General features: G+C 67.0%; 15 protein-coding genes. 2 read left to right on the forward strand and 13 right to left on the reverse strand.

What is annotated here, in order from left to right; genetic code table 11:
- Window positions 1–62: 62 nt before the first annotated feature.
- The 3 genes from smc to AC5Y21_RS20620 are packed head-to-tail and all read right to left on the reverse strand — an operon-like array spanning window position 63 to window position 4364.
- The gene (smc, locus tag AC5Y21_RS20610; protein WP_499915059.1) at window positions 63–3662 is read right to left on the reverse strand and encodes a chromosome segregation protein SMC; all 3600 of its coding nucleotides are present in this window, start codon (window positions 3660–3662) and stop codon (window positions 63–65) included.
- A gap of 11 nt (window positions 3663–3673) precedes the next feature.
- The gene (locus tag AC5Y21_RS20615) at window positions 3674–3964 is read right to left on the reverse strand and encodes an acylphosphatase (protein WP_499915060.1); all 291 of its coding nucleotides are present in this window, start codon (window positions 3962–3964) and stop codon (window positions 3674–3676) included.
- Window positions 3942–4364, reverse strand: a complete 423-nt coding sequence (locus AC5Y21_RS20620; RefSeq protein ID WP_499915061.1) for an OsmC family protein — start codon at window positions 4362–4364, stop codon at window positions 3942–3944. Before AC5Y21_RS20620 ends, AC5Y21_RS20615 begins: the two co-directional genes overlap by 23 nt.
- A gap of 117 nt (window positions 4365–4481) precedes the next feature.
- Between AC5Y21_RS20620 and AC5Y21_RS20625 the strand changes: the two genes are divergently transcribed.
- Window positions 4482–5267: a PIG-L deacetylase family protein gene (locus tag AC5Y21_RS20625; RefSeq protein ID WP_499915062.1), complete on the forward strand. Its 786-nt coding sequence runs from the start codon at window positions 4482–4484 to the stop codon at window positions 5265–5267.
- Here the strand turns inward: AC5Y21_RS20625 and mutM are convergent.
- From mutM to coaD, 6 genes are all read right to left on the reverse strand, one after another.
- The gene (mutM, locus tag AC5Y21_RS20630; protein ID WP_499915063.1) at window positions 5264–6133 is read right to left on the reverse strand and encodes a DNA-formamidopyrimidine glycosylase; all 870 of its coding nucleotides are present in this window, start codon (window positions 6131–6133) and stop codon (window positions 5264–5266) included. The genes AC5Y21_RS20625 and mutM overlap by 4 nt on opposite strands.
- Before the next feature lie 161 nt (window positions 6134–6294).
- Complete coding sequence (gene rnc / locus AC5Y21_RS20635) at window positions 6295–7032, reverse strand: ribonuclease III (protein WP_499915064.1); 738 nt, start codon at window positions 7030–7032, stop codon at window positions 6295–6297.
- The gene (locus AC5Y21_RS20640) at window positions 7029–7619 is read right to left on the reverse strand and encodes a YceD family protein (protein WP_499915065.1); all 591 of its coding nucleotides are present in this window, start codon (window positions 7617–7619) and stop codon (window positions 7029–7031) included. The genes rnc and AC5Y21_RS20640 overlap by 4 nt, the downstream gene beginning before the upstream one ends.
- A gap of 60 nt (window positions 7620–7679) precedes the next feature.
- Window positions 7680–8417, reverse strand: coding sequence for a cell division protein SepIVA (gene sepIVA, locus AC5Y21_RS20645; protein WP_499915112.1), 738 nt, complete (start codon window positions 8415–8417; stop codon window positions 7680–7682).
- A 189-nt stretch (window positions 8418–8606) separates the two neighbouring features.
- Window positions 8607–9083 carry a nuclear transport factor 2 family protein gene (locus AC5Y21_RS20650; protein WP_499915066.1) on the reverse strand — a complete coding sequence of 159 codons (477 nt, stop codon included), beginning with the start codon at window positions 9081–9083 and terminating at the stop codon, window positions 8607–8609.
- The gene (gene coaD / locus AC5Y21_RS20655; RefSeq protein WP_499915067.1) at window positions 9076–9555 is read right to left on the reverse strand and encodes a pantetheine-phosphate adenylyltransferase; all 480 of its coding nucleotides are present in this window, start codon (window positions 9553–9555) and stop codon (window positions 9076–9078) included. Before coaD ends, AC5Y21_RS20650 begins: the two co-directional genes overlap by 8 nt.
- A gap of 280 nt (window positions 9556–9835) precedes the next feature.
- Here coaD and AC5Y21_RS20660 point away from each other — a divergent pair, with 280 nt between their 5' ends.
- A complete protein-coding gene (locus AC5Y21_RS20660; RefSeq protein WP_499915068.1) occupies window positions 9836–11203 on the forward strand; it encodes an HNH endonuclease signature motif containing protein in 1368 nt (455 codons plus the stop codon).
- 3 nt (window positions 11204–11206) lie between these two features.
- Here the strand turns inward: AC5Y21_RS20660 and rsmD are convergent, their stop codons facing one another.
- From rsmD to AC5Y21_RS20680, 4 genes are read right to left on the reverse strand one after another with little or no spacing between them, the layout of a single operon-like run.
- Window positions 11207–11761 (reverse strand): 16S rRNA (guanine(966)-N(2))-methyltransferase RsmD, encoded by a 555-nt coding sequence (rsmD, locus tag AC5Y21_RS20665; protein ID WP_499915069.1) that lies wholly within the window; start codon window positions 11759–11761, stop codon window positions 11207–11209.
- A gap of 13 nt (window positions 11762–11774) precedes the next feature.
- Window positions 11775–15158: a pyruvate carboxylase gene (locus AC5Y21_RS20670; RefSeq protein WP_499915070.1), complete on the reverse strand. Its 3384-nt coding sequence runs from the start codon at window positions 15156–15158 to the stop codon at window positions 11775–11777.
- Between the two features lie 40 nt (window positions 15159–15198).
- Window positions 15199–15840 carry a vitamin K epoxide reductase family protein gene (locus AC5Y21_RS20675; protein WP_499915071.1) on the reverse strand — a complete coding sequence of 214 codons (642 nt, stop codon included), beginning with the start codon at window positions 15838–15840 and terminating at the stop codon, window positions 15199–15201.
- A complete protein-coding gene (locus tag AC5Y21_RS20680; protein WP_499915072.1) occupies window positions 15837–16640 on the reverse strand; it encodes a DsbA family protein in 804 nt (267 codons plus the stop codon). The genes AC5Y21_RS20675 and AC5Y21_RS20680 overlap by 4 nt, the downstream gene beginning before the upstream one ends.
- Window positions 16641–16701 lie beyond the last annotated feature (61 nt).

Here is a 16701-nt window from a genome sequence, read left to right on the forward strand (position 1 = left end):
GCCGAAATTCCGCCACCAGTTCACTCCGAAAGCCCAGGATTCACGCCGAAAGCCGTCGAACCCTAGCTAGACGTCGAGGCCAGCTGATCCACCTCCTGGCCGCGCATCCGCTGCGAGATCACCGCGGTGATGCCATCGCCCTGCATGGTGACGCCGTACAGCGCGTCAGCGACCTCCATCGTGGGCTTTTGGTGCGTGATGATGATCAGCTGCGAATGGGCACGCAGCTGTTCGAACAGCCCCAGCAGGCGGCGCAGGTTCATGTCGTCGAGGGCGGCCTCCACCTCGTCCATAATGTAGAACGGCGACGGGCGGGCCCGAAAGATGGCCACCAGCATCGCCACCGCCGTCAGCGCCTTTTCGCCGCCGGACAGCAAAGACAGCCGGGTGATCTTCTTGCCGGGTGGTCGCGCCTCCACCTCGATGCCGGTGGTGAGCATGTCGTCGGGGTTGGTCAGCCGCAGCCGGCCTTCGCCGCCGGGGAACAGGGCGGTGAACACGCCGCGGAATTCGCGTTCCACGTCGGCGAATGCGTCGCTGAACACCTGCAGGATGCGGGCATCGACGTCGGCGACCACGTCGAGCAGATCCGTGCGGGCAGCCTTGACGTCCTCGAGTTGGGTGGACAGGAAGTTGTAGCGCTCCTCCAGCGCAGCGAACTCCTCCAGCGCCAGCGGATTGACCCTGCCCAGCTCGGCGAGCTCACGCTCGGCGCGTTTGGCCCGCCTCTCCTGGGTTGGCCGGTCGAACGGCATCGGCGCCGGCGCCACCACCTGCTCGCCACGCTCTCGCGCCTCCTCGAACTCGGCCATTTCGAGGTCGCTCGGCGGCAGCGCGACATGCGGACCGTACTCGCCGACCAGGTCGTCCGGCGCCATGCCGAAGTGCTCCAGCACGGTCTGCTCCAGCTGCTCGATTCGCAGTGCCGCCTGGGCGTTGGCCACCTCGTCGCGATGCAGCGAATCAGTGAGCATCGCCACTCGGGCGTTCAACGCGTTCACCTCGCCGCGGACCGTCACCAGCGCTTCGGACCGCTGGTGACGGTCCGCGGCCAGGGCATCACGCATCTGCGACGCCGCGTCGACCACCTGGTTCAGCCGCGACGCCAGCAGTCGCCCGGCGTCGGCGACCGCCGCGGCCACGGCGGCCGCGCGCAGCCGTGCGGCGTGGGCTTGCTGGGCCCGCACCCGCGCCTCGCGTTCGGCAGCGGCCGCGCGACGCAACGAATCCGCGCGTCCACGCACCGCGTTGGCCCGTTCCTCGGCCGTTCGCACCGCCAGCCGGGCTTCGACTTCGACACCGCGGGCGGTTTCGGCGGCAGCGCCGATTTCTTGCCGATCGACCGGCTCGGTTTCGTACACCTGCTGGGTCGCTTCGGCGTTGCGCAGCCGCGTCTCGAGCTCGACGACCTCTTGCAGGGTCTGAGCGCGCGCGGCTTCCAGTTCTTCGCGCTGCCGCAGCAACCTGCTGCACTCCTCGTCGGCGGCGCGGGCGTCCTGCCCGAGGCGGCCGAGCTGCTCGTACATCGCTGAGATGGTGGTGTCGGATTCGTTGAGCGCGGCCAATGCCTGCTCGGCGGAGTCCTGCCGGGCGGCCTGCTCGGCCAGCGCGCCGGACAAGGCCGCGGTCAGTTGAGCTACCTGCGCTTCGGCGGCGGCCAGCTCACCGCCGGCCTTGTCGATCTCGGAGGTGACCTCCAGGGTGGACAGCTTGCGGTCCGAACCCCCACTCACCCAGCCGGCGCCCACCAGGTCACCGTCAACCGTGACGGCACGCAGCCGCGGGTGGATCGTCACCAGATCCAGTGCTGCGCCCAGATCAGGAACCACCGCGACACCGGAGAGCATCGCGATCATCGCGCCCCGCAGCCGCGGCGGCGCGTCGATCAGGTCCAGCGCCCACAGCGCCCCGGCGGGCAGCTCGGCGGCCGGGCGGTCCTCCGGGGCCGGCCAGTCGCCCAGCACCAGCGCCGCGCGGCCCGCGTCGGCTTCCTTGAGGGCAGCGACCGCGACACGCGCAACGCCCAGGTTGTCGGCGGCCACGGCGTCGGCCGCCGATCCGAGCACCGCGGCCAGCGCTGCCTCATACCCCGAGCGGACCTTCACCAGTTTGGCGATCGGCCCCAAAAGCCCTGCACCGCGGTGGTTCTGGGTGAGCCACGCCGCGCCGTCCTTACGCTCGAGCCCAACCGACAGCGCATCGATGCGGGCCTGCAGCGACGCCACCTCACGTTCGGCGGCCCGCTCGGCGGCTTGCAGCTCGGCGACGCGTTCGTCGGCCAGTCGCAGCGCGGCCACGGTCCGCTCGTGGTGCTCGTCGAGGCCGGCCTCGCCCTGATCGAGTTCGCCTGCCTTACCCTGCACGGTTTCGAACTCCGCTCGGGTCTGCTGCGCGCGGGCCGCGGCCTCCTCGATGCGCTCGGACAACTGGGTGACGCTGTCGTCGATCGACTCGACGCGCGCCCGCATCGTCTCGGCCTGGCCGGCCAGCCGCGCCAACCCCTCCCGCCGATCCGCCTCGGCCCGTACCGCCGCCAGATGGGCGCGGTCGGCCTCCGCGGCGCGGGCCTCACGGTCGGCCAGTTCCGCCCGGGCGGCGTCCAGCCGGCTTCGCGCCGCGGCCAGCTCCGCCAGCAGCTGCTGCTCGGCGATCTCTACCTGCTGGGCCTCGACCTCCAATGCGTCGGGGTCGGTGTCGCTGCTGGTTACCGGCTCGACATCAAGATGCTGCGCGCGTTCCGTCGCGATGCGCACCGTGGCGCCCACCCGTTCGGCCAACGCCGACAACCCGAACCAGGTGTGCTGGATGGACTCGGCGCGTTCCGAGAGCTCGGCCAGCACTGCCTCGTGGGCGGCGAGCTCCCCAGACGCCCCCGCCAGCCGGGCGGCGACCTCGTCGTGCTCGCGACGCATCGCCTCCTCGGCCTTGAAGATTGCGTCCCGCTCCGCCTGCCGGCTGACCAGGTCGTCGGCGGCCAGCCGCAGCCGGGCGTCACGCAGATCGGCCTGGATGGTCTGGGCGCGGCGCGCCACTTCGGCCTGCCGGCCCAGCGGTTTGAGCTGACGCCGCAGTTCGGTGGTCAGATCGCTGAGCCGGGCCAGGTTCGCCGACATCGCGTCGAGTTTGCGGAGCGCCTTTTCTTTACGCTTGCGATGCTTGAGCACGCCGGCGGCTTCTTCGATGAACGCCCGGCGATCCTCGGGTCGTGACTGCAGGATTTCGTCGAGCTTGCCCTGCCCGACGATCACATGCATCTCGCGGCCGATGCCGGAGTCGCTGAGCAGCTCCTGAACATCCATCAAACGGCAACTGCTGCCGTTGATTTCGTACTCGCTGGCGCCGTCGCGGAACATCCGCCGCGTGATGGACACCTCGGAGTACTCGATGGGCAGCGCGTTGTCGGAGTTGTCAATCGTGACGGTGACTTCGGCGCGGCCCAGCGGCGCGCGCGACGAGGTGCCGGCGAAGATGACGTCTTCCATCTTCCCGCCGCGCAACGTCTTTGCTCCCTGCTCCCCCATCACCCAGGCCAGGGCATCCACCACGTTGGACTTGCCCGAGCCGTTAGGGCCGACGACGGCGGTAATGCCCGGCTCGAAACGCAGAGTCGTCGGCGATGCGAAGGACTTGAAACCCTTCAGCGTCAGACTCTTGAGGTACACGAGGGGCCAGATTACCGCTCGACGAACCCGCTGAACCGCTCCCGTGGCTGCGACCAGTCGGCGACGACCTTGTCGACCTGACCGGGCGTGGTGTCGCCCTGCAACAGTCCGAGCAATTTCTCGCACGCTTCGCGCGGCCCCTGGGCTATCACCAGCACACGGCCGTCGTCCTGGTTGGCGGCGTAACCGGTAAGACCCAGCGCCAACGCCCGGCACCGCGTCCACCAGCGAAAGCCGACTCCCTGGACGTACCCGTGCACCCAGGCGGTGAGCCGGACCTCAGGATTCGACGGGTCCGGCATCAGCGACCTCGAACGTGACGGTGGTTCCCGACTTGAGCGTGCGCCCCACGGTGCAGACCAGGTCGACGGCGCGCTGCACGACGACCAACAGCCGCTCCTTGTCCTCCGCAGACACTCCCGACAGATCTAATTCCAGGGTCTCCTTCAGCAGCGGGTAGCGCTCCTGGTCACGGTCGGCCGGACCGGACACCCGCACCACAGCCCGGTAGTCGTCGCCGAGCCGACGGGCCAGCGGCTCGTCGCTGGCCATCCCGCTACACGCGGCGAGCGCGATCTTGAGCAGCTCGCCCGGGGTGAAAACGCCGTCGACATCCTCGGAGCCGACGAGTACCTGCGCGCCTCTTGAGCTGTGTCCCGTATACCGGCGCGTTCCGGTGCGTTTGACCCACAGTTGCGTCATGGCTCTTTTCTACCGGGTGGCTTTCGCGTCGAGATCGACAGCAGCGCGGAAAAGTCCGAGAGAGCAACGCGCTAGCGTCGGTTTCGGCGCCTGCGGCGGGCAGGCATACTGCGTTGCATGGCCACCGTCGTCGCCTTCCACGCCCATCCCGACGACGAAGTGGTCCTCACCGGCGGCACGCTCGCACGGGCGGCAGCTGCCGGCCATCGCGTGGTCATCGTCACCGCGACTGACGGGCGGATCGACAACGACGAAGACGACGTGCGGCTGGACGAATTACGTTCGAGTGCAGGCATTCTCGCAGCGAGCCGGGTTGAGTGCCTCGGCTATGCCGACAGTGGCTACGGCCCGGTGTTCTATCCCGATCCACCTGGGCGGGTCAGGTTTGGCCGAGCCGACGTCGAGGAGGCGGCGCAGCGGCTCGCGACGATTCTGCGCGATGAACGCGCCGATCTGCTGCTCAACTATCAGGCCAACGGTGGCTACGGCCACCGCGACCATGTCCAGGTTCATCGCGTCGGCAAGCGGGCCGCCGAGCTTGCGGCGACCCCACGAGTACTCGAGGCGACAATGCCGCGCGAAATGCTGCTTTGGACCAGTCGCGTCGCTCACCTGCTGCGACTACCGGCACCCTACGAGCCGGACGTCGCCCGCGCTGCATACGCGCCGCGAGCGACCATCACTCACCGGATTGACGTTTTCCGTTTCGCGCGCCAGAAGCGGGACGCGATTGCCGCCCACCGCTCGCAGGTCGGCAACTCCGGCCTGGCGGCCCGCATGTTCGCCGTTCTGCGTCGGCTGCCACCCCAGGTGTTCGGCCTAATTTTTGCCCGTGAATGGTTTGTCGATCCGGCCCTGCCATCGCCACGTGCGGGAGCCGTGCGCCGCGACATCTTTGATTAAGCCCGCGGCCGCGGCTGGCATTTCGGGCAGTAGAACGACGAGCGGTTCATGAACTTTTCCCGCCGCATCACTGCGCCGCAGCGCCGGCAGCTTTCACCTTCGCGGCCATAGGCATCCAGCGATCGGTCGAAGTATCCGGACTCGCCGTTGACGTTGACGTACAGCGAGTCGAACGACGTCCCGCCCTTCGCCAGTGCCTCGCGCATCACGTCGGCGGCGGCATCGAGGACGGTGATCAGCTGCCGGCGGGTCAGCGTGGCAGCTACCCGCGCGCCATGCACCTTGGCACGCCACAGCGCTTCGTCAGCGTAGATATTGCCGATTCCCGACACCACCTGCTGGTCCAGCAGCTGGCGTTTGAGTTCGGAATGCTTGCGCCGCAACACCTTTACCACAGCCTCGGCATCGAACCGCGGGTCCAGCGGATCACGGCCCAGGTGCGCGACAGGCGCCGGCACCACGCTGCCGTCCACAGTCACCAGATCGGCAAGCAGCCAGCCACCGAACGTCCGCTGGTCGGCAAAGCTCAGCACGGTCCCGTCGTCGAGCAGAGCCGAGATCCGGACGTGATCGGCGCGCGGCACTGCGCCCAGCAGCATCTGCCCGCTCATGCCGAGGTGAACCACCAGCGCGGTGTCCGGCTCGTCGCCGTCGTTTCCGGTTTCCAGCAGCAGCCACAGGTATTTGCCGCGCCGATCGGTTCCGCTGATCCGCGCGCCAAGCAATCGGGCCGTCAGGTCGGCGGGACCGGCCTCGTGGCGGCGTACCGCCCGGGGATGGTGGACCCGAACAGCGGTGATCGTCTTGCCCACCACATGGGTCTGCAGGCCGCGTCGTACCACCTCGACTTCAGGCAGTTCGGGCATCTAGTGATGATCGCAAGCGCGGCGAAGCCGGGCGCAGCGGGTCATCACCATCGATCTAGGTGATCGCAAGCGCGGCGAAGCCGGGCGCAGCGGGTCATCACCATCGATCTAGGTGATCGCAAGCGCGGCGAAGCCGGGCGCAGCGGGTCATCACCATCGATCTAGTGATGATCCGCCGCATCGCGCACGTCCAGCGCTTCCACAGCTTCGAGCGTGTCGAGCGCTTTCCAGGCCGCAGATGCGGCTTTCTGCTCCGCTTCCTTCTTGGAGCGGCCCACGCCTGAGCCGTATTCGGTCTCCATCACGACGACCACGGCGGTGAACTCCTTGTCGTGGTCGGGGCCGGTGGAGGTCACCACGTAGGAAGGCGCGCCCAGGCCGCGGGCCGCGGTCAGCTCTTGCAGGCTGGTCTTCCAGTCCAGTCCGGCTCCCAGCGTGGGCGCGGCGTCCAGCAGCGCCCCGAACAGCCGCAGGATCACCTCCCGAGTCACGTCGATGCCATGCTGCAGGTAGATCGCCCCCAGCAGCGACTCCATCCCGTCAGCCAGGATGCTCGACTTATTCGCTCCGCCAGTGTTCGCTTCGCCGCGTCCCAGCAACATGTGGGCGCCGAGACCGTCGTCGGAAAGGTTTCGTGCGACGTCGGCCAGTGCGTGGGTGTTGACGACGCTGGCGCGCAGTTTCGCCAAATCTCCTTCGGAACGGTCGGGATGACGGTGAAACAGCTCGTCGGTGATGGTCAGGCCCAGGACTGCGTCGCCGAGGAACTCAAGGCGCTCGTTGGTCGGCAGTCCGCCGTGCTCGTAGGCATAGCTGCGGTGGGTCAAAGCCAGCGAGACCAGCTCGTCAGTCAGTTCGACTCCGAGGGCGTCGAGCAGACCCTGTCGTGACGGCGTCACCGCTCATCCTGCCCGGTCTTCGGCATGTCCGGACCGTGCATTTCCGCCAGCTTGGCCCACCGCGGGTCGATGCGGTCATGGTGATGACCGGGCTCGGCGGCCAGCGCCACACCGCATTCGGGGCACAGTCCAGGGCAGTCCGGCCGGCATACCGGCGAGAACGGGAGCTCCAGCCCGACGGCGTCGACGATGGCCTGCTCGAGGTCGATGGTGTCGTGCACGACGTGGCCGACCTCGTCTTGCTCGGTCGTTGCTTCGGTCGCGCTCTCCGGGTACGCGAAAAGTTCGGTCAAGGCGACTTGCACGTGCCCTTCGACCGCGGTCAGGCAACGCGAGCACTCACCGACGGTGGGTGCGGCCACCGTCCCGGTCACCAGCACGCCCTCGGACACCGACTCCACCCGCAAATCCAGCTCCAATGGAGCACCACGCTCGATCGCGATCAGCTCCAGCCCGATGCGCCCGGGACTGGGGATGGTGTCACGCATGGCGAACATCGAGCCCGGCCGTCGGCCCAGCCGCGCGATGTCGACCACCATCGGCGACGTCGGATGCCGGTGCGCTGTAGTGCTGTGCTGCCGCGCCATAGCAGAAATCCTACGGCGCTTGTCCTATAGCGCTAGGGCCCGTCAGGCCCTGAAACGCGGTTACCGGGTCGCGTAGTCGTGGGTGCCGGCCGCCGTGCGCAGCTGGTGACGGCCGCGGCTGACGGAACGGATCGTGCCGTTGAGGAACTCCTCGAACTCGGCGAGCTTGGTGTCGACGTAGACGTCGCATTCGCCACGCAGCCTGTCGGCCTCGGCGTGCGCCGTGTCGATGAGGCGGGTGGATTCCGCATTGGCCGCCTGCACCACCTCGTTCTGCGACACCAGGCGCTGCTGTTCCTTGATGCCTTCCTGCACGGCTTTCTCGTAGGAGATGTTGCCGTTCTCGATCAGCCGGTCGGCTTCGGCTTTGGCGCGGCTGACGCTGGCTTCGTAGTCGCGTTTCGCCGCGGCGGCCAGCCGGATCGACTCCTCGCGGGCCTCGCCGACCATCCGCTCGCTGTGCTGCCGCGCCTCGGCCACCATCCGGTCAGCCTGCGATTTTGCGTCAGCGAGGATGCGGTCGGCCTCCGCGCGGGCATGGTTCAGCATCGACTCCGATTCGGTGGTCGCCGTGGACACCATGGAGTCGGCGTGCGTCTTGGCCTCGTGGAGCATCGAATCGCGGGCGTCGAGCACATCCTGCGCGTCGTCCAGCTCGGCGGGTATCGCGTCCTTGATGTCGTCGATCAGCTCGAGGACATCGCCGCGGGGTACCACACAGCCTGCCGTCATCGGCACGCCACGGGCTTCTTCCACAATGGCGCCCAATTCGTCCAGCGCTTCAAACACTCGGTACACGGCCATACCCTCCTGGCATCTTGCAAAATCCCGGTTGTTACCAGTGTGCCTGGTGTTACCTTTGTGACTGTGGTGGCGAGCCGGTGTGTCGGCCTTTTCATATTTCCGCAGGCACGTAGGACGACTCCTACCCACGTGGCATTGCTACAGCGTATCGCCGCGGATCCCAGCACGGCCGCGGCAGGCGTTTCAGGGCGCTGCTGAAGTACCCGCTGGTCGAACCCGCGGTCCGAGGACCCGCAACGCCGAAGGCGAGACGGCCGGCAGTGAATTACTCCGCCACTGCGCCGCTACCGCCGAGGGATCCTTGTAGTACACGTCGAGCTCCGCGATCAATCCGTCACGGACGGTATAGATTTCGACCAAGCACATCTCAACGCTCTTGCCGGACGCTCGGGCGGTGAATTTCAGCCGGCCGCGTATCGCGACACTGTCGCCCGCCAGGAGATACTGAACGCTTTCGCCCGGTGCAAGCTCCATGGCTTCGTTCATCTTTCCGAAAAGCTCGAAAAAGCCATCCGGGCCGTGGTATTCGCCGCTGTACGGCAGGCCGCCCGCTTCGTACACCACGAAATCCTCATGCAACAGACTGCGGCCGTCATCGAACCTATCCTCGACCATCGCCTTCACGAAGCTGTCTACGATGGGTCGGGGATCATCAACCACGGGAAAGCTTTTCGCGAAGTCGACGGTTCACCGGTTCGGGCAGCAACTCCGACACATCACCACCCAGCATCGCGACCTCCTTGGCCAGCGACGACGACACGAACGAGTACCGCGGTGCGGTCGCGACGAAAAAGGTGTCCACGCCGGCGACATGCCTGTTCATCTGCGCCATCTGCAGCTCGTACTCGAAGTCGGTGCCGGTGCGCAGGCCCTTCACAATCGCGGTCATCCCGTGCGCTCTGACGAAGTCCACGACCAGACCTTGTCCGGTTTCCACCCGCAAGTTGGGCAGATGCGCGGTCGACTCCTCGATCATTGCGATCCGCTCGTCGGGGTCGAACATGCCCTTCTTGGCTGGGTTGACGAGGATCGCCACCACCACCTCGTCGAACTGGGCGCAGGCGCGTTCGAATACGTCGATATGGCCCAACGTCACCGGGTCAAACGATCCCGGGCATACCGCGCCGGTCATGACCCGCGCCGATGCAGTGCGGGCACCTCCCGCTTGCGCATGGCCCGCGCCAGTGACGCTGCAGAGCGAAGCGATGAGGAGGAGCGGCGCATGGCTGATGACGCTACACGTCCACCTCACAAGCGTTGGGCCAGCTTCAAGCGGGTGTCGCGAAAACGGGCAGCGACCTATACCGACATTCGACAGGCCAAGTCAGATCAGCTCAAATCACTTGTGTAACTGTGGTTTCAGTGGCCTCGTGGTCGCGATTCCTGTCGGTGGGTCGGCATAGCATTCGAACATGCGTTCGGATAGTCGTGAGGAGATCGCCGAGGCGTTCGAGGCGCTGCACGCCGCCCGCGCGCGCGTCAACGCCCTGTCCTTCGACGCACTGACCACCCCCGAACGGTTGACCTACCTAGAACATCTTGAGCAGGATGCGCGCCGAGCATCGGTGGCCGCCCACGCACTGATCAATCAGATCGGCGAGCAGGCCGATGCGACAACCTTGGGCGGGCGCTTGCCCGCAGTACTGGCCGGGCGACTGCGCATCAGCCGCGCTGAGGCCCGCCGGCGGGTGGCCGAGGCCGCCGACCTGGGCCCCCGCCATGCCCTGACCGGCCAAACATTGCCGCCACTGTTGAGCGCCACCGCCGCCGCCCAACGCCAGGGACGCATCGGGGCCGAGCACATCAAAATTATCCGCAGTTTTCTGCACCGACTGCCCGACTTCGTCGACCTGGCCACCCGCGAGCACGTCCAGGCCCACCTGGCCGACAAGGCCACCCAGTTCGGACCCGACGACCTGGCCCAACTAGCCGAGCACGCGATGGACTGCATCCATCCCGACGGCGACTACACCGACCTCGACCGCGCACGACGGCGCGGACTGTGGCTGGCCAAACAAGGCCCCGACGGGATGTCGCGGCTCAGCGGCTACCTCACCCCGGAAACCCGAGCCAGCATCGAAGCAGTCTGGGCCAAACTGGCCGCCCCAGGCATGTGCAACCCCGACGACCCCACCCCCGTCATCGATGACCCCGCACCCGAACAGGCCGCACGACGCGATCTGCGCTCAGCAGCCCAACGCCACCACGACGCCCTCAACGCCGCCCTACGCGCCCTGCTGGCCTCGGGAAACCTGGGCCAGCACAACGGACTGCCCGCCGCCATCATCGCCACCACCACCCTCAAAGACCTCGAAGCCGCCGCGGGCACCGCACTGACCGGCGGCGGCACCATCCTGCCCATGAGTGATGTCATCCGCCTAGCCCGCCACGCCCACCACTACCTGGCCATCTTCCACAACGGCAAAGCCCTGGCGCTCTACCACACCAAACGGCTGGCCTCACCAGCACAACGAATCGTCCTGTACGCCAAAGATCGCGGCTGCACCCGACCCGGCTGCCCCGTACCGGGCTACCACTGCGAAGTCCACCACACCGAACCCTGGGCAACCACCCAGCACACCGACGTCAACACCCTCGCCTTCGCCTGCGGAGCCGACCACCCACTCATCGAACCCGGCGGCTTCACCACCCGCAAAAACGCCCACGGCGACACCGAATGGATCCCACCCCCACACCTCGACCACGGCCAACCACGAACAAACCCCTACCACCACCCCGAAAAACTGCTCCGCGACGACGACAACGAAGATGACCCGTAACCCTCACCCCAGTTCGGCGAGCTCCAGCCGGGTGTCGCCGTAAACACGCTGCGGCCACACCGTCCATTCGGCCGGCCAGGCTAACGGCGCGCTGCCCACCGCTCGCTCCACCACCGCGATGCTGCCTTCCCGCACCCAGCCGTGGGTGCACAGATCGGCCAGCACGGCGTCGACGTCGGCGGTCTCAATGTCGTACGGCGGATCGGCCAGCACGAGGTCGACCGGGGACGAAGCACCTTGCGCGAGAACGGCAGCCACCGCCCCCCGGCGCAGCGTCGCACCGGTCAGTGCCAAAGCCTCGATGTTGCGGGCGACGACGGCCGCCGTGCGGGGATCAGACTCCACAAACAACGCCGACGCGGCGCCGCGCGACAACGCCTCCAGGCCGAGTGCGCCCGAGCCGGCGTAGAGGTCCAGCACCGCCAAGCCGGTCAGATCCCGGCGCGCCGTCACGATGTTGAAGAGCGCCTCGCGAACCCGGTCGGTGGTCGGCCTGGTTCCCCGCGACGGGACCGCAATGCGCCGGCCCCCGGCGACGCCGCCGATGATCCTCGTCACCTGCGCCGCGCGGTCAGTTCAGCACCACCAGCAGGTCTCCGCCCTCCACCTGCGCGGTGTCCGACGCCGCAACCCGCTCCACGACACCATCTTTCGGTGCAGTGATCGGGGCCTCCATCTTCATCGCTTCGATGGTCGCGATGATCTGCCCGGCGGTCACGTCGTCGCCCTCGGACACTGAAACGGTGACCACTCCGTCGAATGGTGCGGCGATGTGTCCGGGGTTGCCGCGGTCGGCCTTCTCCGCAGCCGGAACCGCGCTGGCGATGCTGCGATCGCGTACCAGCACCGGCCGCAGCTGGCCGTTGATGATGCACATCACCGTGCGCATGCCGCGTTCGTCGGGTTCGGAGATGGCCTCCAGCCCGATCAACAGCTCAACGCCGCGCTCCAATTTCACTCGGTGTTCTTCGCCTTGGCGCAGGCCGTAGAAGAACTGGTTGGCCGACAATTGTGAAGTGTCGCCGTAGTTTTCCCGATGCTCCTCAAATTCCTTTGTCGGGCCCGGGAATAACAACCGGTTCAGCGTGGCCTGTCGCTTGGGGCCGGCCGAGGCCAAGGTGGCCTCGTCGTCCGGCGCCAGCTGCTCGGTGGGCTTGGCGGGCGCGCGGCCCGCCAGCGCCGCCGTGCGCAGCGGCTCGGGCCATCCGCCGGCCGGGTCGCCCAGTTCGCCGCGCAGAAACCCGATCACCGATTCCGGGATATCGAATCGCCCTGGCTCGGAGGCGAATTCGTCCGCACTGGCCCCCGCACCGACCAGTGCCAACGCCAGATCGCCGACCACCTTCGACGATGGAGTGACCTTGATCAGTCTGCCCAGCACCCGGTCGGCACCGGCATAGGCGTCTTCGATCTCCTCGAACCGGTCCCCCAGACCCAGCGCAATGGCCTGCTGACGCAGGTTGGACAATTGGCCGCCCGGAATCTCGTGGTGATACACCCGCCCCGTCGGGCCCGGCAGCCCAGATTCGAAGGGAGCATAGACTTTCCGCAGCGCTTCCCAGTAGGGCTCCAGCGCGCATACCGCCGCTAGCGACAGGCCGGTGTCGTACTCGGTGTGCGCGGCCGCGGCGACGATCGAGCTCAGCGCGGGCTGGCTGGTGGTCCCAGCCATCGGGGCCGCGGCGCCGTCGACGGCGCTGGCCCCGGCCCGCCAGGCGGCCACGTAGCTCGCCAGCTGGCCACCTGGTGTGTCGTGAGTGTGCACGTGCACCGGCAGGTCGAAGCCGCTGCGCAGCGCACCCACCAGCCGCTTGGCCGCCGGCGGCCGCAACAGCCCGGCCATGTCCTTGATGGCCAGCACGTGTGCTCCGGCGTCCACGATCTGCTCGGCCAGCTTCAGGTAGTAGTCGAGCGTGTAGAGGCGCTCGTCCGGATCGCACAGGTCACCGGTGTAGCACATCGCGACTTCTGCTATGGCAGAGCCGGTTTCGCGGACGGCGTCGATCGCGAGGCGCATCGCCTCGACGTTGTTGAGCGCGTCGAAGATGCGGAAGATGTCGATGCCGGTGGCCGTTGCCTCCTCCACGAACGCCGACGTGACGACGTCCGGATAGGGCGTGTAGCCGACCGTGTTGCGGCCCCGCAGCAGCATCTGCAGGCAGATGTTGGGCATCGCTTCACGCAGTGCCGCCAGCCGTTCCCACGGATCCTCCTTGAGGAAGCGAAGCGCCACATCGTAAGTCGCACCACCCCAGCACTCCACCGACAGCAGTTCGGGCATCGTGCGGGCGAGATACGGCGCCACCATCATCAGCCCGCTGGTTCGCACCCGGGTGGCCAGCAGCGACTGGTGGGCGTCGCGGAACGTCGTGTCGGTGACGCCCACTGCCGGCGACTCCCGCATCCAGCTTGCGAACCCCTCGGGGCCCAACTCGACCAGTCGCTGCTTGGACCCGGCGGGCGGCGGCACCTCCAGATCGATATCGGGCAGCTTGTCGTGCGGGTACACCTTCGACGGCCGGGCGCCGTGCGGCTGGTTGACGGTGACATCGGCCAGATAGTTGAGGATTTTGGTGCCCCGGTCGGCCGAACCGCGTGCGGTGAGCAGTTGCGGTCGCTCATCGATGAACGATGTGGTGACGCGGCCGGCCTGAAAGTCCGGGTCATCCAGAACCGCTTGCAGGAAGGGGATATTCGTCGACACGCCACGGATCCGGAATTCCGCTATCGCCCGGCGCGCCCTGGCCACCGCGGTCGGGAAGTCACGCCCCCGACAGGTCAGCTTGACCAGCATGGAGTCGAAGTGCGCGCTGATCTCCGCCCCCAGGTTGGTGCTGCCGTCCAGGCGGATACCGGCACCGCCCGGGCTGCGCAAAGCACTGATCCGGCCGGTGTCGGGCCTGAAGCCGTTGGCGGGGTCTTCGGTGGTGATCCGGCACTGCAACGCGGCACCGTGCGGCCGGATGTCCTCCTGCCGCAGATCGAGGCCCTCGAGCGTCTCCCCGGAGGCGATGCGCAACTGGCTGGAGACCAGGTCGACGTCGGTGATCTCCTCGGTCACGGTGTGCTCGACCTGAATCCGTGGGTTCATCTCGATGAACACGTAGTGGCCGTCTTCGTCGAGCAGAAATTCCACCGTGCCGGCGCAGCTGTACCCGATGTGGCGGGCGAAAGCAGCTGCGTCCGAACAGATTCTGTCGCGTAATTCGCTATCCAGGTTCGGTGCCGGCGCTAGCTCGATGACCTTCTGGTGGCGGCGCTGCACGCTGCAGTCGCGCTCGTAGAGGTGGATGACGTTGCCGTGGGTGTCGGCCAGAATCTGCACCTCGATGTGCCGCGGCTTGAGCACCGCCTGCTCGAGATAGACCGTCGGGTCGCCGAATGCGGACGCGGCTTCCCGGCTGGCGGCCTCGATTGCGTCGGGCAACGCGGCGATGTCGTTGACACGGCGCATGCCTCGTCCGCCGCCACCCGCAACCGCCTTGACGAACAACGGAAATCGCATGTCGGACGCGCCGGAAACCAGTTCGTCGACGGAACCCGAGGGAGCCGAGGACATGAGCACCGGCAGGCCGGCTTCGCGGGCCGCAGCGATGGCCCGGGACTTGTGTCCGGTCAGTTTGAGGACTTCGGCGCTGGGGCCGACGAAGGTGATGCCGGCGGCCGCGCAGGCGGCGGCCAACTCCGGGTTCTCCGACAAGAAGCCGTAGCCGGGGTAGACGGCGTCGGCGCCTGCCCGGCGGGCGGTTTCGACGATTTCGTCGACTGACAGGTATGCCCGCACCGGGTGGCCCGTCTCGCCGATCTGGTACGACTCGTCGGCCTTGAGCCGGTGCTGCGAGTTGCGATCCTCGTAGGCGTAGACGGCCACCGTGCCGATACCCAGCTCGTAGGCCGCGCGGAACGCGCGGATTGCGATTTCCCCCCGATTGGCCACCAGCACTTTGGAGATCATCGTGGCCCCTTGCCCTCGTCGTCGGTCAGCGACACCCGAACTAAATAAGTGTCGACCAATAGTTCCAGAACTGCACCATGATCAGCAGGAACACCGCGGTGAACCACAGCGTGGCAATCGACCATCGCCATTGGTAGAACACGCGCACCACTGTGCTCCGGCCTTGGAGCATCGGACGCGCCACGATCGACGCGGTCACCACCAGCAGCGAGATGGTCACCACCCAGACCACCATGCAGTACGGGCACAACGCCCCGATGCGGTACAGACTCTGGAAGATCAACCAATGGACGAACCCCGCACCGATCAGGGTCCCGACCAACAGCCCGACCCAATACCACTGGGGCAAAGCGACTTTCGAGACCGCCAGCACACCGGTGACCAGCACCACGGTGAAGGCGATGATGCCGAGCAGCGGGTTGGGGAACCCCAGTAACGACGCCTGCGGCGTTTTCATCACCGACCCGCACGAGAGGATGGGGTTCAGGTTGCACGACGGCCGGTACGACGGGTTGATCAGAATGTCGATCTTTTCGACCGTGAGCGTCATCGAAGCCACCAAGCCGACGACTCCCGCGATCAGCACAGCCCAGGCGCTGGGCGCGGGCACCTGCGCTTCACGGGCAGCAACTGGCACCGCGGCGGAAGGTTCGCCGGGCTCAGCTGCCACCGCGGCGGTCACGACGCCGCAGGGGCGGCGGCCGTGTCAATGCCCGGCACATCGCCCACGATCCCCTTGATCTTGGCAACCAGCTCCTGCGGCGTAGAACGCGTGTACGTGTATTCCTCGCCGTTGATTTTGATCACCGGAGTTCCGTCGACACCCACAAGTCTCGCCTGCCCGGCGACCAGGTCGACGTACTTGCCGCTGTTGATGCAGTCGACGACCTTGGAGCCGGGTCCGACGTTGACACTGGCCTCGCGGGCGCGCTCAATCAGCCACTTGTTGTCGGGGTAGCTGCGGGCCGTCTCGGAGGGCTGGAGATTCGGGTCAAACAGCTCGGAGTGAAAAACGCGGAACGCTTCCTTGGACTCGTCGGCGACGCAGCGCGCCGCGGCGCCCGCCCGCGACGAATAGTCCCGGCTGGGGTTGAAGGGCGGGTGGTCGAGAATCGCCAACATGGAGTAATCGGCCGCAATGGCGCCGATGTCGATCAGCTTGCTCACCGTCGGCCCGAACTTATGCTCGAAATCGCCGCATATCGGGCACAGGAAGTCCTCGTAGAAGGTCATGACGACTTTGGGCTCGGTGGTCCCGGGCTTGTTGACCAGCTTGTCCGACGTCACCCGCACCGTGTCGCTCTGGCCGTTGACGGGGGGCGCAGGATTCTTTTTGTCATGATTCGACGTCACGATGTAGAAGACGAGAACGACCGCGAAGATCACCACTATCGCGGTGCCCCCGATCTGGACCAACCGGCCGAATTTGCCGTCGGGGTTCTTCAGGTCGATTCGCGGGGGACGTTTCGATTTGTCGGCCACAGGTTTGCTGATCCTTCGGTGTCGGCTTGTCCCGACCGCACACGGGCGGCGGCGCCTCTAG

The sequence above is a fragment of the Mycobacterium sp. NGS41 genome, assembly GCF_059812725.1.